Genomic DNA, 20,849 nt, shown 5'->3' on the forward strand with positions numbered 1-20,849 from the left:
CGGCAGCTTTCCCATGCGAAATCCGCCTCTCGGCGGGGAAGGGGAAGGGGGAAGGGGAAGGGAGAAGGGGTAGCAGGGAGGTAGGCGGGGGAGGGGAGGGAAGCAGGGGAGGGGGCGACAAGCAGGGAGGGAGGCAGGGAGGCAGGCAGGGGGCAGGTAGGGAGGGAGAGTGAGGGGCTGCGCGGCGGATCAGCGCCGCGAACGTGTCGCCGACGCCGCGAACAGCACGTACACCGCGAACGGCAGCAGCGCCCAGAACGCGGAGAGCAGCCCGATGTGCTCGCCCAGGAACCCGAACGCCATCGGCCCCACGAGCATCGACCCGTAGCCGAGCGCCGATACCGCGGCGACATCGCGGGCGGCGGTGTCCGCGCGATCCGCCGCCGCCGAGATCGCGATCGGCCAGCCGAGGCTCGTGCCGACACCCCAGGCGAGCACGCCGACCACCGCGCCCGCCGTGCCCGGCAGCAGGATCGTCATCACGACGCCCGCCGCGGCGAGCACCGCGGACGCCCGCAGCACGGGCACCCGCCCGAAACGGAGGATGAGCCACGAACCGGCGATCCGCACCGCCATCACCGCGGCGAAGAACACGCTCAGCATCACCGAGCCCAGCTGGTTGCTCAGGCCGCGGCCGTCGACGAGGGCGAGCGGCAGCCAGTCGCTCGCGGTGCCCTCGAAGAGTCCGAACGAGAGCGTGAGCAGACCGATGAAGAAGATGCGCGGGTCGCGCCAGGGGCTGTAGGGCCGGGCGGATCCGGGAGCCTGCGCCGTGCCGTCGCCCGGGGCGCCGTCGAGGCCCGGACGCTGGACCGGGATCGACCCGGTCACCGTGGTGAAGGCGGGCTGCTGGCCGGCGGCGGAGTCGATGACGGGGATCGGGCCCGTCGCGGGATCGCGCTCGACGCTCGCCCGCTCGGCCGCGCTGCGCGCCGCGTACTCGTCTCGCGGCAGATTACGCAGCAGCGCGAACAGCGCGACCGCACTCACGAGCATGACCGCGGCGAAGTGCACGGGCACGGGCACGCGGAGCGCTTCGGCGAGACCGCCGAGGCCCGTCGCCGCAACGGCGCCGAGGCTGTAACCCGCGTGCATGAGCGGCATGCGGGGCCGGCCGAACGCGGCCTCCGCGTTCGCGCCGCTCACGTTCATCGCGACATCGCAGATGCTGAACGCGAAGCCGTAGGCGAAGAGCACGACGAGGCCGGGCGGGATCGCGCCGCTCACGATGATCGCCGCCGCGCTCGGCAGCGTGATCGTCATGGCGATGGTGCCGACGAAGATGGTTCGGCGGGGGCCGAAGCGGTGCACGATCCGACCCGAGAGCATGAGCCCTGCCAGGCTGCCCACCGCGAGGCAGAGCCCGTAGACGCTCATCTCGGTGGCACTCGCGCCGAGCTGATCCCGCACCGCGGGCAAGCGGCTCAGCCAGGTGCCGAAGCCCATCCCCACCAGGAGGAAGACGACGGGCACGGTTCGCACCCAGCGCACCACCTCGCCCCGTTCGAATGCCGCACGCTCTGCCACGGATCGAGTCTAGGGCGCAGAGTGCGCGGCGCGGCCCGTATCTCGTGCGGAAGTACAGTACTGTTTCGCCGTGGGGATGAATTCGAAGGCGAACGCAGAGGGTCTCCCGGAGCGTTCGATCACGGAGTATCGGGGCGGCGATTTTCGCCGCGAAGGCGTGCGCGGCGTCGGCGGCGAACTCGGCATGCAGGCGCGCGTGCGCGCGTTCGGGGCGGTGCTCGTGATCGAGGCGTGGGGTGCCGGCGCTGAGATCGAACGCCGGCCGCTTCGTCCCGGGTTCTCCACCATCGACATCATCTTCGTGGAGCGCGGGGAGTTCGAATACCTCGACGGCGGATCGTGGAAGGCCTCGGTCGGGCCGCTCATCGTCGCGCCGAGCGGTCTGCCGCACCGGGTGCGGTTCTTGGGCGACTGGCGCTTCGTCGTCGCTCGGATTCCGCGGGAGGCCGTGCTGCCGTACGTCCCGATGCTCGCGGACACCGTCGGGGTCTACTCCGAACTCACCGTGCCCGAGCGGGCGATGCAGGCGTTCCTCGACCAGGCCGTCTCTGGCGAGCAGCAGGTGAGCGAGGGCGAGAGCCAGACCGTGGACCGTCTGGTCATCGACATGGCGGGCACCCTGCTGCTCGGCCGAGCAGGCACGGACACCCTGCGGGGCACTCCGCGCGCCGTCGCGCGGGAACGCGCGCTCACCGAGATCGCCACGCGCAGAGCCGAGCTGGGCCTGACCCCGGAAGCCGTGGCTCGCGGTGCCGGAGTGTCGTTGCGGCACCTCCAGGCGGTCTTCTCAGAAGCGGGGAGCACCGTCGCCGGTGAGATCCGTCGTGAGCGCGCACGCGTCGCGCGCTCGATGCTGCAGGACGCCAGATTCGACGGGCTCGACGTCGGGGAACTGGCCCTGCAGGCCGGATTCGGATCGAGTTCGAGCATGCGACGCGCGCTCGAGGATCTGTACGGGCTCGGCCCCCGCGAGCTGCGCTCCGTGCGCTGAGCCGGTGCTCCGGCAGCGGCAGGCGCGCCGCGCGGTAGGAGGAGCCGCACGCATGAACGGAGCAGCCTGCGCACGAGGTCGCCGGTCTCGCCGATGCACGCGTTCTCTCGGCCTAGTGTGGGACGCATGACCGAGCATCGTCGCGCTTTCAGCCTCCGTCTCGCCGCCGCCCTCTCCGTCGTCGCTCTCGCGGGGTGCTCCGCGTCAGTCCCGGCCGACGACACTGCGGCGCTGCTCGACCCGGCGAAGCGCGGGGCGGCCTGGCAGGCCGATGCCTTCGCCGGGCTCTACGCTCAGGAGATCGAGTGGTTCGAGTGCGGTCCCGATGACGGCCTCGACGATGCGACGGCGGATGAACTCGCCGCCGTCGGGGTGGACCTCGACGCGGTCGCGTGCGCGTATGTTCTCGCCCCGCTCGACTGGAACGACCCCGAACTCTCGGAGACGATCGAGCTCTCGATCGTGCACATCCCTGCGACCGGCTCCGGGGCCCCGATCGGTACACTCATCGGCAACCCGGGCGGCCCCGGCGCCACCGGGGTCGACTTCATGCTCGGCATGCCGCTTTCGCCGGGCTTCGAAGGCGTGCTCGAGTCGTACGACCTGCTCGGCTTCGACCCGCGCGGCATCGGCGGCAGTACCCCGCTCGACTGCGACGAGATCTCCTCGGACATCGTGGCGGTGCAGATCGCGGAGTGCGGGGAGCACAGCCCCCTCGCGCACACGATGGGCACGGTGCAGGTCGCGCGCGACATGGAACTCCTCCGCCACCTCATCGGGGCGGATCGCCTCGACTATCTAGGCTACTCGTACGGCACCATGCTCGGAGCGACATATGCGAGCATCTTCCCTGATGAGGTCGGCCGGATGGTGCTCGACAGCGCGGAGAACGCGGCCTGGGCGAGCCCGATCCACCTCTTCGACCAGCAGGTCGCCGCTTCGCACGCGATGGTCGCCCTCGCCACTGCATGCCGCACGGAGTATGCAGACCAGGTCGAGGTCTGCCCCTTCACCTCCGAGGACTCCCTGCTCGCGGTGATCGCGCAGCTCGACGCGACCCCGCTCCTCGCGAGCGACGGCACCGAGATCACCGGCGAGGTGCTGCACGGCTACCTCTGGGATTCCCTCTACGCGAGCGCCTTCGAGCGCGGCCGCACTCTCGACACCATCGCCCTCGCGCTCTTCGGCGATCAGGACGCGATCGACTGGATCGGCGAGGCCGCTGCCGGCGGAACCGGCATCGATCTCGCGTTCACGGTGGTCACCTGCCACTCCTTCCCGATCGAACCGGATGTCACCGGGCTGCTCTCCCACATCGAGGAGACGGGCGTGCCGCGGCTGCTCGGCGGGCCCGAGCTCACGGATGCGGTGCTCGCGAGGTTCCTCGACCTCTCGTGCTATGCACTGCCGGAGAGCGGGCTCGACTACACCGAGACCTTCGACGCTGAAGGGGCCGGTCCGATCCTCGTCATCGGCATCACCGGCGACCATGCCACCCCCTTCCAGTACGCGCAGGTGCTCGCCGATGAACTCGGCGACGCGACGCTGCTCACGCTCGACGGCGAGGGGCATGCTGCGTCCTATGCCGGACGTTCGAGCTGCATCGACGACGCGGTCACCGGCTACCTGCTCGACGGGAGGATGCCCGAGGTCGGGACGGTCTGCGACGACGGCTGAGCCGCACCTGCGGGACCGCCAAGGATCGGGCGGTGCAATCCGCGCGCGCTCGCTGCAGTTTGCGCGCGAACCGCCGCCCATTGCCGGGCGCCGGTGAATCTCCGAGCAGGATTACTCCGTCGCGGTCATCGCCTCGCCGATCCCGTCCTAGCCGCAGCGTGTGCGCACGTCGCCGCTCTCAGGTGTGATGTACTGTATCCAACTTTTCAGGAGGAGCTCCATGAGGAACCGGACCACCGCAGCGATCGCGCTGCTCGCCCTCAGCGGTCTCGGGCTTTCCGCCTGCAGCCCGGCGGTCGACGACTCCGCCAGCGCCCGTCAAGCGGAGACCTACCCCGGCGTGTACGCGCAGTCGATCGAATGGGGCGAGTGCGACCTCTCGGAGATCGAGGATCGCGCTGCGAAGCGTCTCGAACAGCGGGGCGCCCCCCTCGACGAGTACGAGTGCGCGATGGTCGAGGCACCGCTCGACTGGAACGACCCGAGCAATCACGAGACGATCGAGCTCTCGGTCAACCGCCGCGCGGCGACGGGCGACGGCGAGCCCATCGGCACGCTGTTCGTGAACCCGGGCGGCCCGGGCGGCAGCGGCGTCGATCTCGCCTACCGGGTGTCGGTCATGACCGGCGCCGAGCCGGTGACCGAGCGCTACAACGTCGTCGGTTTCGATCCTCGGGGCATCGGCCGCAGTTCGGCCATCGACTGCCCCGGCTTCTCGAGCGTGCCAGAGCTGGAGATCGCGCTCTGCGCCGACGCGAACCCGCTCGCCCACTCGATGGGCACCTCGCAGGTGGCGCGCGACATGGAGCTGCTGCGCGCGCTCGTGGACGACGAGAGCGTCCACTACCTGGGCTACTCCTACGGCACGGTGCTCGGGGCGACCTACGCCACGCTGTTCCCCGAGCGCGTCGGCCGCATGGTGCTCGACAGCGCGATCGCCGCACGCTGGGCCAGCCCGCAGCAGACCTTCGCGCAGCAGGCGGCGACGGCGCACGAGGTGGTCGAGCTGCTGAGCACCTGCGCGACGGACTACGCCCAGGCCGACTGCCCGATCGATAGCGAAGAAGCCCTGCAGCAGGCGATGCAGCGCCTCGCCGAGGCGCCGCTCGTGGCGAGCGACGGCACCGAGATCGACGGCGGCCTGCTCTTCAACTACCTCGCCTCGTCGCTGTACGGCATTCCGGAGACGCGCGACCTCGCGCTCGAGACGCTCGCCGGCGCGATGCGCGGTGAGCAGCAGAGCATCGACGGCATCGTGGAGAGCATGGCGAGCGGTGGGGCTGCGGTCGGCCCCCAGGGCTCGATCGTGCGCTGCCATTCCTTCCCCGCCGACCCCGACCTCGTGGGCTTCGTCGAGTACGTCGAGGAGGCGGGCATCCCTGAGCTGCTCGGCGGCCCCGAGGTCGACGACGAGTCGCTGGGCCCCTGGGTCGACCTCTCGTGCGACGCGCTGCCCGAGAGCGGGGATGACATCACCGAGTCGTTCTCGGGATCTCCGGACGCGCCGATCCTCGTGGTCGGGGTGACCGGCGACCACGCGACCCCCTACGAGGGGTCGAAGCAGCTGGTGCGCGAGCTCGGCAACGCGCGCCTGCTCACCCTCGACGGCCACGGTCACGGCGCCAGCTTCGCGGAGCGTTCGAGCTGCGTGAACGACGCGACGGTCGCCTACCTCCTCACGGGCGAACTGCCCGCCGAGGGGACGGTCTGCGAGGTCGACTGAGCGGCGCGGACCCGAGCCGCACTCAGGCGGGCTCAGGCGCCGAGCCGCACCCAGGCGCCGCCGCGCGTGCGGATCCCGAGCGTCACGGCCCGCGTCAGCATGAACACCAGCGTGAAGCCGGCTGTGAGTGCGACGAGCGCCGCCGTGCCGCCTGGCACGAGCACGGTGAGCAGCCAGAGCGCCGGCAGGTACACGGCGAGGTTGACGAGGCTCGTCCACGCGAGATAGCGGGCGTCGCCCGCGCCCATGAGCACGCCGTCGAGCACGAAGACGAAGCCGCCGAGGGGCAGCGAGATCCCGAGCACCAGCAGCGCGGGAGGCAGGATCGCGAGCACGCTCTCGTCGTTCGTGAAGATGCGCCCCACCACGGGGCTCGCGGCGGCCAGCAGCGCGCCGATCACGGCACCGCACGCGATGCCCCAGAAGACGGTGCGCCGCACGATGAGCCGGGCGCGCGCCGCGTCTCGGGCGCCGAGGGCGTCGCCCACGAGCGCCTGCGCAGCGATCGCGAGAGCGTCGAGCGCGAATGCCGCCGTCGAGAAGATGGTGAATACGACCTGGTATCCGGCGGTGGCCGTGGTGCCGTGACTCGTCGCCGCGAAGACCGTGACGAGCAGCGCGGCGCGCAGCCCCACGGTGCGGATGAACAGCCAGCCGCCGCTGCGGCCCGCGTGCGCGAGGCCGTCCCGGTGCGGCAGGAACCCGGCCTCCGCCCGGCGGGCGTGCCGCACGACGACGATCAGATAGACGGCGACCATGCCCCACTGGGCGAGCACGGTGCCCCAGGCGCTGCCCGCGATCCCGAAGCCCAGGCCGTAGATGAACCACCAGTTGAGCAGTGCATTGACTGTGAAGCCGATCGTGGCCACCGCGAGCGGGGTCTTCGTATCCTGCAGGCCTCGGAGCAGTCCGCTCGCCGCGAAGACCACGAGCATGGCCGGAATGCCGAGGCAGGAGACCGTGAGGTAGGCGAGGGCCTGATCCGCGGTGCGCTGTTCCACGTGGAACAGTGCGACGAGCGGCCCGCTCGCCGCCCACAGCACGGCCCCCACGGCGACGCCGATGCCGAGCGCGAGCCAGAGCCCGTCGATGCCGGCCTGTACGGCGCCGCGCAGATCACCGGCACCGCGCCGGCGAGCCACGAGCGGCGTGGTCGAATAGGCAAGGAAGATCATGAGCCCCACTGCGGTCTGCAGGATCGCCGCCGCGATCGCGAGACCGGCGAGAGGTGTCGCCCCGAGATGCCCCACGAGCGCGGAGTCGACCACGAGGAACAGCGGTTCGGCGACGAGGGCGCCGAGCGCGGGCACCGCGAGGTGCGCGATGCTGCGGTCGATGCGACGGCGCTCGCCGCGGGGCGCTCGCGGCGGAGCGGGGCTGGTGCTGGACATGCTGACCACGTTAGCGGCGACCCCCGACATCGATGCGGACTGCGAATCGGGCAGCCGCCGAGCGAAGCGCTCACACTGTAAAGAAGTTGACACGAATGGGTGACATGTAAAGTTTTGGTCGAATTTTTTGCATGTTATGTCGATGTTCGAATATTCTTGCTGTATGGAATGGATGGCGAATCGTCCGCACAACGCTCTGCCCGAGCTGCCCCCGACTGAGCCGTTGGAGACGCGGGCGGTCCTCAAGGCGACCACGAAAGCGAGAGCGGCACTTGCAGCGCTCGATCAGGCCGTGCGCCGCATTCCGAACCCGTCGGTGCTGGTAAACGCGATCCCGCTGCTCGAAGCGCAGGCGAGCTCGGAGATCGAGAACATTGTGACGACGACGGATGACCTTTTCCGCTTCGCCCAGCACCCCGAAGACTCCGCAGCCCCCGAGGTGAAGGAGACACTGCGCTACTGTTCGGCGCTGTTCTCGGGAGTGCAGAGCCTCGAACGTCGCCCGCTGACGGTCTCGACCGCGATCGAGGTGTGTACGCGGATCAAAGACCGTGAGATGGGACTGCGGAGCCTGCCCGGCACCTTCATCGGCAACCCCGCCACGCGTGAAGCCATCTATACGCCGCCTGAGGGAAAGGCGTTGATCGCCGAGAAGCTCGGCAACTGGGAGCGCTTCATCCATGACCGTCAGGAACTCGACCCTCTGGTGATCCTTGCAGCGCAGCACTACCAGTTCGAGGCGATCCACCCATTCGCGGATGGCAACGGGCGTACCGGACGAATTCTGAATGTGCTGCTGCTGCTCGACACCGGCCTCCTGCACCAGCCGGTGCTCTATCTCTCGCGGTACATCATTCAAAACAAAGATGAGTATTACCGTCGACTGCTCGAAGTGACGCGTTCCAACGCTTGGGAACCGTGGCTTCTCTTCATTATTCGAGGGGTGCAGGTGACCGCCGAGGACACACTAGCGAAGATCGACCTCATTCAGCAGTTGCAACTGACGATGCGCGACGAGATCAAAGCCCTGACGAGCGCAGGTTCCAACGCCGATCTGCTCGATGTGCTCTTTGAGCAGCCCTACTGCCGGATCGGCAATGTCATCGAGCGATGCGGGGTGTCCCGTCCGACGGCAACGAAGTGGCTGAGCGAGCTGGCCGCAGACGGAAGTCTGCTCGACGTGCGGCTGGGGCGTGAGCGGCTGTTCATCAATCAGAGGTTCCTCGACGTGCTCACCCGTGCCGATACCTCTGCGGTCGGAGACGATCCGACGCTCTTCTGAAGGCTGTAGCTGTCTGCTCTATCGCGCTGTGGGAATGTCGGACCCTGCGGATAGGCTGGTCGGCATGACCGACGCAGCTCCCGCCACGCACGCCTCCGGCATCGACCTCGCCGAACTCGACCCCGCGGTGCGTCCGCAGGACGACCTCTTCCGCCACGTCAACGGCAAGTGGATCGACCGCACCGAGATCCCCTCGGACAAGGCGCGCTACGGCTCGTTCGCGGTGCTCGCTGAGAACGCCGAGGAGGCGGTGCGCGACATCATCACCGGCACCGACGCCCCCGCGCCGGGCCTCATCACCGGGGGTGCGGATCGCGAAGCCGACAAGGTCGCGGCGTTGTACGCGAGCTTCATGGACACGGAGCGGGCCGACCGGCTCGGCGCCGAGCCCATCGCCGGCGACGTGGCCCGTGCCCGCGCGGTGTCGTCGATCCCCGAGCTGATCTCGGTGGTGGCCGAGTTGGAACGGCAGGGCGTGAGCGGCTTCTACGGCATGTTCGTCGACAACGACCCGGGCGATCCGTCCCGATACATCGTGTTCGTGATGCAGGGCGGGCTCGGCCTGCCAGACGAGTCGTACTACCGCGAAGAGCAGTTCGCCTCGATCCGCGAGCAGTACCGCGCGCACATCGCCCGCATGCTCGGGCTGGCCGGCGTGGCCGAGGGCGACGAGGCCGAGCGCCTCGCGCAGCTCGCCTACGATCTCGAGCGCCGCATCGCCGCCTCGCACTGGGACAAGGTCGCCAGCCGCGACATCCAGAAGCTCTACAACCTGCGCACCCTCGAGGGCCTGCAGCAGATCACGCCGCAGCTCGACTGGAGCGCCTACCTCTCCGCCATGGGCGCGCCCGAGGCGGCGTTCGCCGAGGTCGTCGCAGCGCAGCCCGAGGCCCTCGCGGGCCTCGCCGACTTGCTGGTCGAAGACGAGCTCGAGGCGTGGCGGGCGTGGCTGCTGTGGGCGATCGTGCGCGGATCCGCATCCCTGCTCACGCAGCAGCTCTCCCGGGCCAACTTCGACTTCTACGGCACCGCGCTCACCGGGGCCCCCGAGCAGCGCGAGCGGTGGCGCCGCGGCGTCTCCTTCGTGGAGGGCGCGATGGGCGAGGCCGTGGGGCGCCTCTACGTCGAGCGGCACTTCGACGAGACCTCGAAGGGCGCGATGGACGAGCTCGTCGCGCACCTCATCGAGGCGTACCGCGATTCGATCGAACGGCTCGACTGGATGAGCCCCGAGACGCGGCAGCGCGCGCTCGACAAGCTCGACCGCTTCACCCCGAAGATCGGCTACCCGGTCAAGTGGCGCGACTACTCCGCGCTCGCCGTCGACTCGGGCGAGCTGCTGGGCAACTCGCGTCGTGTCGCCGAAATGGAGTTCGCGCGCGAGCTGGGCAAGGTCGGCAAGCCCATCGACCGCGACGAGTGGTTCATGACGCCGCAGACCGTCAACGCCTACTACAACCCGGGCTTCAACGAGATCGTGTTCCCGGCCGCGATCCTGCAGCCCCCGTTCTTCGACGCATCCTGGGATGCGGCCGTCAACTTCGGCGCGATCGGCGCCGTGATCGGCCACGAGATCGGCCACGGTTTCGACGATCAGGGCTCGCGCTACGACGGCGACGGCCGCCTCACCGACTGGTGGACGGAGGCGGATCGCGCCGCGTTCGAGCAGCTGACTGGCGCCCTCATCGGCCAGTACAACGCGCTCTCGCCCGAGGGCGCCGACGGTCAGACCGTCAATGGCGAGCTCACGATCGGCGAGAACATCGGCGACCTCTCGGGCCTCGAGATCGCCTGGAAGGCCTACCTGCGGTCCCTGGGCGGCGCAGAGCCCCCGGCGATCGACGGCCTCACCGGCGCCGAGCGCTTCTTCCTGGCGTGGGCTCAGGCGTGGCAGCAGAAGTCGCGCCCCGAGGAGACGGTGCGACTCCTCACGATCGACCCGCACTCTCCCAACGAGTTCCGATGCAATCAGATCGTGCGCAACCTGGCGCCGTTCCACGAGGCGTACAGCACGAAGCCGGGCGATGGCCTGTGGCTGGAACCGGATCAGCGCGTCAGCATCTGGTAGCCAGGATCCACGAGTTTCGCACGAAGCTCACCCACAAGCTCCCCAGGGTGAATCCACAGGTGAAAAGCCGCCCGTTCGGCGAGTACGGACCCCGAGCTCTCAATATCGTTGGGGGCTGAGCGGGCTCTCGATGCGGGGAGGCCCGGGCGCAAGTGGGGAACGGCTCGCCCGACGGTGCTGCATCTGCCCGCTCCGCGTGATCGGCGGAGACTCCGCCGAGGAGTATCGGGGAGGTACGAGTTGTCGTCGAGAAGTGGGATCGAGAGATCCACGGAACGAATCGGGAGTGCGGGCCGGCTGCGGCGCGGCCTGGCAGCGCTGATCGCACTCGCCATGAGTGCGGGCCTGCTTGCGGTGGGCGGATCCGCCGCGCATGCCGAGCTGCCCGCCGGAATCACCCAGGCGTACATCGTCACGAGCGACAGCACCACGACCGAGGTCAGGCCGGTGCAGCCGGGCGCCCCCGCGAAGCGCGGCGACAAGATGTACCTGCGCGTGAGCTACGACATGGGTGCGAAGGGCCGGACGGTCGACTTCAAGCTCGGTGCGAACGCCACGATCGGCAACCCGGCGGCGCTGAAGAACGACGCGGTGAAGTCGTTCGCCATCGTCGGCGACGTGCTGCGCGTCGAGTTCAAGAGCGACGGCGACGAGGGCGACCCCGACGCGTGGCCCGAGATCACCGCGGGCGTCTTCCTGCTCGACTTCACGCTGAACGCCGACGCGGGTCCGGGCACCGTGCCGGTCTCTTGGGAGGTCGGCAGCGAGACCGTGTCGGTCGACGTCGAGATCGCCGATCCGACCGCGCCTGTTCCGCCGAAGCCCGAGACCGTGACCGAGGGCTTCGGCAAGTCCGCGGCCCCCGGGTCGCTCAACGACATGATCGACTACGAGCAGGACGGCAACGGCTGGCAGCGCGTCGAAGCGCTGAAGCCCGAGATCGAGAGCAAGCTCATCGAGTACACGCTCACGGTCGACGTGCCCAACGGGGCGGTCAACCGCAAGATCGACATCGAGGACGTGCTCCCCGAGGGCATGCAGTACGTCGACGCGAACGGCGACGCGCTCTGGTGGGGTCAGCAGGTGCCCGTCACCGTCACGGGCACGCAGTGGGATGCCGACGGACTCAACCCGACCCCCGTCACCTCACTGCCGGGCTTCGCCCCCGAGGTGGTCGGCGACTACGATCGCGCCTTCGCCGGCGAGATCACGATGAGCGGCCCGGCGAAGGTCACCATCGCCTACAAGGCGCGCATCACCGACCGCGCTCCGATCCTCACCCTGCTGCAGCAGCGTGCGCTCGATCCTGAATCCGGCAGCTACGGCGACTTCAAGCTCGCGATCGAGAACGTCGCGAAGTTCACCAGCCCCTCCGGCACCACCGAGAAGAAGGCCGCGATCGAGATCACCGGCCGCATCGACGGCCCCTGCCTCACCGTGTGCGAGGGGTCGGGCACTCCCGGCTTCGACAAGAGCGATGACTGGGGCAGCATGCAGCGCGAGTTCGTCACCGATGCTGCCGGCAACATCGTCTCGCCGGCAGACCGCGCACGCATCGAGTACCGCTTGAAGGCCGACCTCAGCCAGTGGGACGGGCGCGACGGCGTCGACGGTGCGACGAATCCCGCTTTTGAGCTGCGACGCAACGTGGTGATCGCCGACGAGCTGCCGAGCCAGGCGAGCTGGAGCACCGGCGACCCGAGCTTCATCAGCTTCGACGGCTCGTCGCCCGAGTTCACCTCGCTGACCAAGTTCACGGGGGCGTGCACCGTTGCCGACATCGAGATCGACGACAACATCGGCAGCTACTGCGTTGACGGCCATACGCTGCTCGTCAACGTGGGCGCGAACAAAGGCACCCGCGTGACGGTGAAGGCGCTCGCCGCGCTCACCACCGTCAACGGGTTGCCGAAGAGCGGATCCACCGGGGTCACGGGCGGCACCGCCTACGTCCTCCGGAACGAGGCGAAGTTCCGCTGGTTCCCGAGCGCGAATCCCAGCTACGACAAGACCGACTCGGTCGACAGCTACCCCGTGCAGCTGCCCGAGCCCTCCACGGACGGCATCAAGGACAGCAACGCGTTCCGCAAGCAGCTCGCGACATCGGGTGCCGTGCGCGTGCAGCCGAACGGTCAGGCGCTGATCGACTACCGCTTCACCATCTACACCAGTAAGACCGCTCCGGCGGCCGATCTCGACCTGGTCGACCACCTCGACAAGCGCTTCTTCGATCTCAAGGCCGATCAGCTCACCGCTCCGGCGGTGCAGATCAAGAGCGCGAGCTACCCCGGCGCCCGGGCCCTCACGCAGAGCGATTTCGCCTTCAGCCTGAACGGGGACGGCGATCTCGTCATCCGCATGTCGGATGCCGGCAAGGAGGAGGTGTCGAAGCGCAGCCCCGGTGGTCGCCTCGTGATCGATCTCACCCTGCAGACGCGCCAGCTGAACGGCAAGGAGAGTCTGAGCATCCCGAACAAGGCCACCCTGTTCGGCACTGACGGTCAGGCCGACTACTGGTCCGAAGCGCAGGCCGAAGCCAACTCCTTCGGCTCGGAGATCACTGTCACCAAGCGGGTCTGGGACGGGCAGGATGACACATGGCAGCGCTTCCTGAAGGCGCGCACCGATGAGCACGGCAACGTCGTGCAGGCGCGGTACGTCTACCAGATCGAGTTCCGCTCGTTCAACAACTTCACCGATGACGCGGTCATCAACGTGGTCGATCAGCTCGCGCCCTATGTCGAGTTCAAGGGCTTCGTGACGAGCACCGATCCCACGGAGTGGAGCAACCCGAACACGCCGACGGTGCCGACGCAGCTGAAGAGCCGCCTCTCGGCGAGCTACGACCAGGCCACGCACCAGGTGCGCATCTCGAAGCCGAAGGGCACGTGGTACCAGCGCGGCGCGACCGTGCCGTTCCTGCTGATGGTCGAGGTCAACGCCAACGCCAAGCAGGTCGCCAACAGCCTGGCGTGGAACAGCTACGGGGTCGCGAAGAGCGAGACCGTGGTGGCGGGTGCCCAGCCCGGCATCGACATCGAGAAATGGATCGACGAGGGCGCCGGCAGCGGCCCCGCGTACGATCCGAGCGGCGCGGTGACGAACGACGGCTACGCGGGCGACTACGACCTCGACGCCAGCAAGGGCGTTGCGGCCGGGAAGCCGCAGCCGGTGAAGTTCACGGTGTCGAACGACAGCACCGACGATCTGCGAGATATCGCAGTCTCCGACGAGCTCACCTCGGGCGTCGGTGCGGTCACCGACCTCGTCTGCGTGTTCCCGGATGCGAGCACCGGCACGAGCTGGTCGGGGCCCCTGCTGCCGGCTCAGCGCTTCGAGTGCTCCGGCACGATTCCCGCGCTGATGCCCGGCCAGCAGCACACCGACACGGTGACGGTCTCGGCGCGCGGCGAGGTGAACCCCGCCCCGGTCTACGACACCGACATGCTGAGCGTGCACGCGAAGTCGTATGCGGTGGGGGACTACACCTGGATCGATGCGAACACGAACGGGATGCAGGATCCGGGTGAGCCCGTGCTGCCCGGTGTGCAGGTCGAGCTGCTCGACGAACTCGGCGCGGTCGTCGCGACCACGAAGACCGATGCTCGCGGGTTCTACAAGTTCGATAATCTGGCGGCGGGCACCTACCAGCTGCGGTTCACACTGACCGAGGAGCAGGGCCAGCGCTATCGCTTCACGAAGCCGAACGCGGGAGACGCCGCGCTCGACTCCGATGCGATCACGGGCAGCAACCCGCTCGTGGGAGTGAGCAAGAAGTTCGTGCTCGACGATTCGAACCCGGCGCTCACCCGTGACTACCCGAACGGGTACGAGGCGAGCGAGGGCATCGATCCCACCTGGGATGCCGGGGTGATCGAGGTGCCGGGCGGCTCCGCCGGCGGGCCGCTCTCTGCGACCGGTGCCGAGAGCAGCGGCTTCCTGGCTGCGGCCCTGGGGCTGCTCGCCCTCGGCGGAGCGCTGCTGATGCTGCGTCGTCGAGGATCGGCCGCGTAGCGGATCCGGCTGCGCTGCGCAGGCAGCGAACGAACAGATGAGTGCCGCCTCGGGAGTGCCCGGGGCGGCACTCGCCCGTTCCCGCGCCGGTGCTCGAGGGTGAATCTGCGGGTGAAAAGCGCAGCGGCTGGGGGTGCGGCGCTGGTGGCGATTCATAGCCTCTAGGTTGAGTGCGTCGTGAATCGCCCCACGCATCCGTTAGCCGGCACACCAGGCTTCGGATGCGTGTGCGGTGCGATCGCGCTGCTCGGCGGAGACGCCGCCGAGCATCTTCGGGGGAAGGTATGCAGACGTGTCGTTGAACGTGGGGATCGACGGATCCCGAGAAGTATCCCGGCGTCAGAGCCGGTGGAAACGGGCAGTCTCCGTCGTCGCGGCCCTCGCGATGAGCCTCGGTCTGCTGACGGTCGGCGGCACGGCCGCCCTGGCGCTGCCCTCGGGCATCACCGCAGCGACCATCATCGACGCCAACGGCAATCCCGTCGCCGAGAACGCGCCGCTCGATGAGGGCACGGTGCTCACCCTCGAAGTCGACTACACCGAGAGCGCGAAGGGGCAGACGGTCGACTTCAAGCTCGGCCCCAACGCGACCCTCGGCTCCCCGCTGCCGGCGGGCACCTCGGGCATCGAGAAGTTCGAGCTGGTGAACGGCGACACCGTGCGCGTCACGTTCCACAACGACGAGAACTGGCCGAGCGGCACCATCGGCGGTGCCTTCGGTCTGAAGTTCGCACTCGACAACATCAGCGGATCGGGCCCGCGCCCCATCACCTGGACCATCGGCGGTGATGAGCAGAGCCTCATCATCAATGTGCGCGACCGCGACGAGGTGCCGCCGATCGTGATCCCCGACACTGTGGGCAAGTCGGTGGCTCCCGTAAACCTCGACCGTTTCGTGAAGCAGAAGCAGAAGCCCAACGGCGACTACGAGTTCGACTTCCTCGATCCCGCGATCGCGAACGAGAACATCACCTACACGCTCACCGTCAACATCCCTGACGGGCAGAGCTACCCCAACTACTCCATTCGCGACCAGCTGCCGGCCGGCATGCAGTACGTCGGCGCGAGCGGAGTCGCGGGCGCGGGCGGCAACGTCGCGGCCACCGCGACGCTCACACAGTACGCGCCCGGCGGCGTCGGCGGTGCGGCCGCCGGCGTGACTACGAACCCTGTCTTCGCTCCCGCGGTGCAGGCCGGTGACAGCTCCTTCGCGGGCACGATCCCTCTCACCGGCCCGGCCACGCTCACCGTGACCTACCAGGCGCGCATCGTCGATGTCGCCACCTATCAGAACGAGCTCGCCGCCGCCTACAACGGGCGCACCGATCCGACGGCGCCCGGCGACTACGGCATCACCAAGACGAACACCGCCACCTTCGGGCCGACCTCGAGCACCGACACCGCCGACTTCACGATCGAGGGCACCGTGCCCGGGCCGTGCCCCAGCTGCAACGGCGTCTTCGGCAAGTCGGTCGAAGCCGGCAATTGGACGAAGCGCGAGTTCACCACCGACGTCGCCGGCAACATCCTCCCGGAGCCGGCAGACATCTCGTACCGGCTGAACGCGAATCTGGGCACCTGGGACGGTCAGAATCCGCACTTCACGCTGAACCGCAACGTGGTCATCACCGACACCCTGCCGGCTCAGGCCAGCTGGAAGAGCGGTGCGGGCGCCGTCTCGCTCGCGAGCGGTTCCACGAGCCCTGACTTCTCAGCGCTGACCCTCGCGACCGGCACCTGCGACGCGGCCACCATCGCGAGCGACGCCAATATCGGCCGCTACTGCCTCGACGGCCAGACGCTGCGCGTCAACGTCGGCAAGCACAAGGACACGAACGTGGGCATCCTCGTGAACGCCCAGCTGAACCGGCTGGCCGACCCGACCACTGGCAACGGCGCGGGCCTCATCGTGAACGGCAACACGAACGTCGCGGGCGCTATTTCCTATCGCTTCCGCAACACCGCGAGCTTCACCTTCTCCGACTCGTCGTCTGCGGTGACGAGAGACGCCGATGTGCAGCCGATCCAGCTGCCGCAGGATCGCACCCCGGGCCTCAACGACTCCGACGCGTTCACGAAGGCGGGCCCCACGGGCGAGCTCTCGGCCACGGCGGGCGAGGCGAAGGACATCCCGTACCGCTTCACTGTGAAGACCGCGAAGACCTCGTCGTCCGCGGGGATCGTGGCGCAGGATCTGCACCTCGTCGACCACATCGATCTCTCGGTGTTCGACGTGACGGCTGACGCGCTGCGCGCCCCGAACGTCGTCATCTCGGGCTCCTACGCCGGAGCGACGCTCGACGCCGCCGACTTCGAGCTCAGCCTGAACCGGCTCAGCGCGAGCCAGGGCGATCTCACGATCAAGCTGACGCAGAGCGGCAAGGACAAGGTCGCGGCGCAGCCCGACGAGCGTGACCTCGTCGTCGACCTGTCCCTGCGCACGCGCATCCTCAACGGCAAGGAAACCCTCGACGTGAAGAACGTCGCGACCCTGTACGGCACCGGTGACGAGCCGGCGTACTGGTCCGAGCACAACGGCTCCGCCAGCTCCTGGGGCGACGAACTCGAGGCGCGCAAGCGGGTCTGGGATTCCACGAAGTGGAACCCCTTCCTGAAGGTCGCATACGAGAATGGCAAGCTGAGCCAGCCGCGCTACGCCTACGAGATCGAGCTGCTCGGCCACGGCAGCTACAACTCGGCCAACGCCCCGACCGTGCTCGACCATCTGCCCGCCAATGTCGACTTCGTCGGTTTCATCACGAGCGATGATCCGGCGGTGTGGAGCAACCCGCAGGACAGCGACGCGGTTCCCGGCCCGGTCACCAAGAACGGCATCGAGGCGAGCTACGACGACGCCACGCGCACGATCACGATCGATCAGAAGACCGGTCGCTTCCCCGTGCTGGGCAAGATCCCGTTCCGCTTCGTGGTCGAGGTGAACGACGGCAGCCAGCAGGTGGTGAACTCGCTGCTGCTCCAGGGCCAGAGCACGCCGATCTCGACGACCACCGTCGACGGCATCTCGACCCCGGGCGTCGACATCGAGAAGTGGAGCGACGAGGGGCCCGGCAGCGGTCCTGAGTACGATGCGAATGGCGCACTCCTGAACGACGGTATCGTCGGCGACTTCGACGATCCCGCCGCCTTCAAGGGGAAGGCGCTCGCCGGCGGCCAGTCGCAGCAGGTCAACTTCACCGTGTCGAACAACGGCCCCGACCGCCTGGTCGACCTCGTCGTCTCCGACGTGCTGACCGCCGGCGCCGGCCAGATCCAGAACCTCGTCTGCGAGTTCCCCGACGGCAGCACGGGCACGACCTGGGCCGGCCCCATGGAGCTCGCGACGCAGTTCGACTGCTCGGGGACGCTGCCGGGCCTCAAGGCCGGCCAGAGCCACCGAGACACCGCGACGGTCTCCGCGCGCGGCGAGGTGAACGGCGCCACCGTGGTCGACAACGACGTGTGGAACGCCTACGCCAAGTCGTACGCGGTCGGCGACTACACCTGGATCGACAAGAACAAGAACGGCAAGCAGGATGCGGGCGAGCCCGTGCTGCCCGGTGTCAAGGTCGAGCTGCTCAACGAGCGGGGCGAGGTCGTCGCGACCACGAAGACCGATGATCGGGGCTTCTACAAGTTCGATCTGCTCGACGCGGGCACCTACCAGGTGCGGTTCACCCTCACCGAGGAGCAGGGCAAGCGCTACCGCTTCACCACTCCGAACGTGGGCGACGCCGCAACCGACTCCGATGCGCTCACCGGCGGCAACCCGCTCGTGGGTGTGAGCAAGAAGTTCGTGCTCGACGACAGCAACGCGGCGCTCACCCGCGACTATGCGAACGGCGTGGACGCCAGCGAGGGCATCGATCCGACCTGGGACGCCGGCGTGATCGAGATCGATCCGGTGTCGCCGCTGTCGGTGACGGGCTCCGATATCGGAGGCATCGTCGCGGCCGGGCTGGCACTGCTCGCGCTCGGCGGGACCGCCCTGACGATCCGTCGCCGCAGGGCGACGGCGTAGCGCTCGGCCGTTCCTCGGATCACGGGGGCCGCCCCGGGGGAGACCCCGGGGCGGCCCCCGTCGCGTCTCAGGCGGTGGCCGGACCTGTGCGGCTCGCGCGGTTGTCGTCCGTGCGAGCCCCGCTGGGCTCCCGGTGGGGGCTCCAGGGCTCTCCCGCGCGCGGTCCGCGTGTGCGACGATGGCTGTACCGAGCCGGAGCCTTGCACTGGAGCGAGGCGGGCAGACCGGTGAACTGGAGGAGATGCGGGTGAGCACTGCGTTCGGATTGGACATCGGCGGAACGGGCATCAAGGGCGGGGTCGTCGATCTCGCATCCGGCGAGTTGGTGAGCGAGCGCGTGCGTCTCGACACGCCGCAGCCCGCGACGGTCGCGGCGGTGCTCGACACGGCTGCCGCCGTGGTGGCGCAGACCGGCTGGAGCGGCCCCATCGGCTGCGCCTTCCCGGGCGTCGTCAAAGACGGGGTCGTCGGATCCTCGGCGAACATCGACGACGAGTGGCTGGGCGAGCACCTGGAGCGCCACCTCGCGGCACGTCTGAACGCGCCCGTGCGGTCGCTCAACGATGCCGATGCGGCGGGACTGGCGGAGATGCGTCTGGGCGCCGGAGTGGAGCGCGACGGCGTGGTGATGATGCTGACGCTGGGAACCGGCATCGGGTCGGCGCTCTTCGTCGACGGCCGGCTGGTGCCGAACACCGAGCTCGGGCACCTCGAGATCGACGGTGCGGTCGCCGAGTCGCGCGCCTCGGCGGCGGCGCGGGAGCGCGAGGGCCTGAGCTACGAGGAGTGGGCGGTGCGGCTGCAGCGCTACTTCTCGCACGTGGAGCAGCTGTTCTCGCCCGACCTCTTCATCGTGGGGGGCGGGATCAGTCGCAAGGCCGATCGGTTCCTGCCGCTGATCTCGGTGCGCGCCGATCTGGTGCCGGCACGGCTGCGTCAGAACTCTGGGATCGTCGGCGCAGCCCTGCGCAGCATGGAGTAGCGGACCCGGTTCCTACTCGGCCGGTCCCTGGCCGGTGTAGAAGCCGTAGGTGGCGTCGGCGCCGCGCGCCGCCGTCTCGGGGTCCGCTCCTGCGGCCTCGTGAGCGGCGCCCCACGCGTCTGCGGCGGCCCGGTAGAAGGCGCGTCCCTCGTCGGTGAACGCCCAGGCCTGGGCCTCGGCAGGCGACAGCGATGCGGATTGCGTGCCGAGGTGCAGTGCGAGCCCGAGCAGGCCGCCGTCCCAGCCGACGCCGGTGGCGCCGGGGCCGAAGACGTCCCACATCTCGGCTGGCACGTCGGCGGTCTTCGCGACGTGTTCGAGCTCGAAGCGAGTGCGTTCGGGGCCCTGCTCGACGAGGCGCACCGTCACCCAGGTCACGCCGCCGCCGAACTCCCAGGTGACGCGGTACTCGGCCCGGCCGTCCGCCGGCGGCGTGCACTCCAGCACCTCGCCGCCCGCGTTGCCCTCGAGCTGGTAGCGCCCGCCGAGCCGCAGCTCTCCCGAGACGGGGAGGAACCACCGGGCGATCCGGTCGGCGCTGGTGGCCGCCTCCCACACGTCGTCGATGGCGGCCGGGTACTCCTGGCTGAGCGACTGCACGCGGGCGGGCGCGCCGTCCATCTCCTCGTCGCGCAGTTCGCGGCTGACGGCGGTGACCTGCGAGTTCACATCGATCATGATCGTTCCTTCCTGTCGGGGCTGCCGGCGGCCGAGGAGCCGGGGCTCCTGCCGGGGGCATCGGTGGTGATGGCGGATCCGGCGTCGTCGTCGTGCTGCGCGGCGATCCGCCGTTCGCGTTTGCCGCGGGCTAGCTCGGTGCCGAGCGCGGCGAAGGGGCCGCGCCAGAAGCGTTCGAACGGGCTCAGCCACTCGCTCGCCTGCTGGAGCCCCTGCGGGTCGACCGCGTAGAGCCGTCGGGCGCCGTCGGGCCGCACGGAGGCGAAGCCGTGCTCGCGCAGCACGCGGAGGTGCTGGGAGACGGCGGGCTGGGTGATGCCGAACTCCTGCGAGATCACTGCGGCGATGCTGCCCGCGCTCTCCTCGCCATCGGCGATGAGTTCGAGGATTCGCCGGCGGACGGGGTCTCCGAGGATGTCGAGCGCGTGCATGCCTCCATGATTCACCCGCAACTTATATAAGTCAAGGATGAAATATGGGGGTCGCGAGTGCCGCCCA

General features: G+C 69.0%; 12 protein-coding genes. 8 read left to right on the forward strand and 4 right to left on the reverse strand.

What is annotated here, in order from left to right:
- Positions 1-189 precede the first annotated feature (189 nt).
- Positions 190-1,527, reverse strand: a complete 1,338-nt coding sequence (locus H629_RS0109410) for an MFS transporter (RefSeq protein WP_024357015.1) — start codon at positions 1,525-1,527, stop codon at positions 190-192.
- Between the two features lie 76 nt (positions 1,528-1,603).
- On the opposite strand from H629_RS0109410, the gene H629_RS0109415 reads away from it, so the two are divergent.
- The 3 genes from H629_RS0109415 (at position 1,604) to H629_RS0109425 (ending at position 5,918) form a co-directional block, all read left to right on the forward strand.
- Positions 1,604-2,518, forward strand: coding sequence for a helix-turn-helix domain-containing protein (locus tag H629_RS0109415; protein WP_024357016.1), 915 nt, complete (start codon positions 1,604-1,606; stop codon positions 2,516-2,518).
- Between the two features lie 126 nt (positions 2,519-2,644).
- On the forward strand, positions 2,645-4,195 hold the full coding sequence (locus tag H629_RS0109420; protein WP_024357017.1) for an alpha/beta hydrolase: 1,551 nt from the start codon (positions 2,645-2,647) through the stop codon (positions 4,193-4,195).
- A 220-nt stretch (positions 4,196-4,415) separates the two neighbouring features.
- The gene (locus tag H629_RS0109425) at positions 4,416-5,918 is read left to right on the forward strand and encodes an alpha/beta hydrolase (protein ID WP_024357018.1); all 1,503 of its coding nucleotides are present in this window, start codon (positions 4,416-4,418) and stop codon (positions 5,916-5,918) included.
- A gap of 32 nt (positions 5,919-5,950) precedes the next feature.
- On the opposite strand, the gene H629_RS0109430 is transcribed toward H629_RS0109425, so the two are convergent.
- Positions 5,951-7,309 carry an MATE family efflux transporter gene (locus H629_RS0109430; RefSeq protein WP_051137867.1) on the reverse strand — a complete coding sequence of 453 codons (1,359 nt, stop codon included), beginning with the start codon at positions 7,307-7,309 and terminating at the stop codon, positions 5,951-5,953.
- Positions 7,310-7,472: 163 nt separating this feature from the next.
- Between H629_RS0109430 and H629_RS0109435 the strand changes: the two genes are divergently transcribed.
- From H629_RS0109435 to ppgK, 5 genes are all read left to right on the forward strand, one after another.
- Positions 7,473-8,591: a Fic family protein gene (locus H629_RS0109435; RefSeq protein WP_024357020.1), complete on the forward strand. Its 1,119-nt coding sequence runs from the start codon at positions 7,473-7,475 to the stop codon at positions 8,589-8,591.
- Between the two features lie 64 nt (positions 8,592-8,655).
- Positions 8,656-10,659, forward strand: coding sequence for a M13 family metallopeptidase (locus H629_RS0109440; protein WP_024357021.1), 2,004 nt, complete (start codon positions 8,656-8,658; stop codon positions 10,657-10,659).
- 333 nt (positions 10,660-10,992) lie between these two features.
- A complete protein-coding gene (locus tag H629_RS14160) occupies positions 10,993-14,673 on the forward strand; it encodes an SdrD B-like domain-containing protein (RefSeq protein ID WP_024357022.1) in 3,681 nt (1,226 codons plus the stop codon).
- A 292-nt stretch (positions 14,674-14,965) separates the two neighbouring features.
- Positions 14,966-18,691 carry an SdrD B-like domain-containing protein gene (locus H629_RS0109450; RefSeq protein WP_152485691.1) on the forward strand — a complete coding sequence of 1,242 codons (3,726 nt, stop codon included), beginning with the start codon at positions 14,966-14,968 and terminating at the stop codon, positions 18,689-18,691.
- A gap of 241 nt (positions 18,692-18,932) precedes the next feature.
- The gene (ppgK, locus tag H629_RS0109455) at positions 18,933-19,673 is read left to right on the forward strand and encodes a polyphosphate--glucose phosphotransferase (protein WP_029746819.1); all 741 of its coding nucleotides are present in this window, start codon (positions 18,933-18,935) and stop codon (positions 19,671-19,673) included.
- A gap of 12 nt (positions 19,674-19,685) precedes the next feature.
- On the opposite strand, the gene H629_RS0109460 is transcribed toward ppgK, so the two are convergent.
- Together H629_RS0109460 and H629_RS0109465 are read right to left on the reverse strand one after the other, a co-directional pair.
- Positions 19,686-20,351 carry an SRPBCC domain-containing protein gene (locus tag H629_RS0109460; RefSeq protein ID WP_024357025.1) on the reverse strand — a complete coding sequence of 222 codons (666 nt, stop codon included), beginning with the start codon at positions 20,349-20,351 and terminating at the stop codon, positions 19,686-19,688.
- Positions 20,348-20,782 carry an ArsR/SmtB family transcription factor gene (locus H629_RS0109465; protein ID WP_024357026.1) on the reverse strand — a complete coding sequence of 145 codons (435 nt, stop codon included), beginning with the start codon at positions 20,780-20,782 and terminating at the stop codon, positions 20,348-20,350. Before H629_RS0109465 ends, H629_RS0109460 begins: the two co-directional genes overlap by 4 nt.
- Between the last annotated feature and the right edge of the window lie 67 nt (positions 20,783-20,849).

Source organism: Leucobacter chironomi DSM 19883 (assembly GCF_000421845.1).
Lineage (GTDB): Bacteria > Actinomycetota > Actinomycetes > Actinomycetales > Microbacteriaceae > Leucobacter > Leucobacter chironomi.

Bases quoted from the DNA above. Each gene is read 5' to 3' on its own strand.
- H629_RS0109415 (WP_024357016.1), top strand. From the start codon at position 1,604: ATGAATTCGAAGGCGAACGCAGAGGGTCTCCCGGAGCGTTCGATCACG.
- H629_RS0109430 (WP_051137867.1), bottom strand. From the start codon at position 7,309: ATGTCCAGCACCAGCCCCGCTCCGCCGCGAGCGCCCCGCGGCGAGCGC.
- H629_RS0109420 (WP_024357017.1), top strand. From the start codon at position 2,645: ATGACCGAGCATCGTCGCGCTTTCAGCCTCCGTCTCGCCGCCGCCCTC.
- H629_RS0109465 (WP_024357026.1), bottom strand. From the start codon at position 20,782: ATGCACGCGCTCGACATCCTCGGAGACCCCGTCCGCCGGCGAATCCTC.
- H629_RS0109440 (WP_024357021.1), top strand. From the start codon at position 8,656: ATGACCGACGCAGCTCCCGCCACGCACGCCTCCGGCATCGACCTCGCC.
- H629_RS0109435 (WP_024357020.1), top strand. From the start codon at position 7,473: ATGGAATGGATGGCGAATCGTCCGCACAACGCTCTGCCCGAGCTGCCC.
- ppgK (WP_029746819.1), top strand. From the start codon at position 18,933: ATGCGGGTGAGCACTGCGTTCGGATTGGACATCGGCGGAACGGGCATC.
- H629_RS0109460 (WP_024357025.1), bottom strand. From the start codon at position 20,351: ATGATCGATGTGAACTCGCAGGTCACCGCCGTCAGCCGCGAACTGCGC.
- H629_RS0109425 (WP_024357018.1), top strand. From the start codon at position 4,416: ATGAGGAACCGGACCACCGCAGCGATCGCGCTGCTCGCCCTCAGCGGT.
- H629_RS14160 (WP_024357022.1), top strand. From the start codon at position 10,993: ATGAGTGCGGGCCTGCTTGCGGTGGGCGGATCCGCCGCGCATGCCGAG.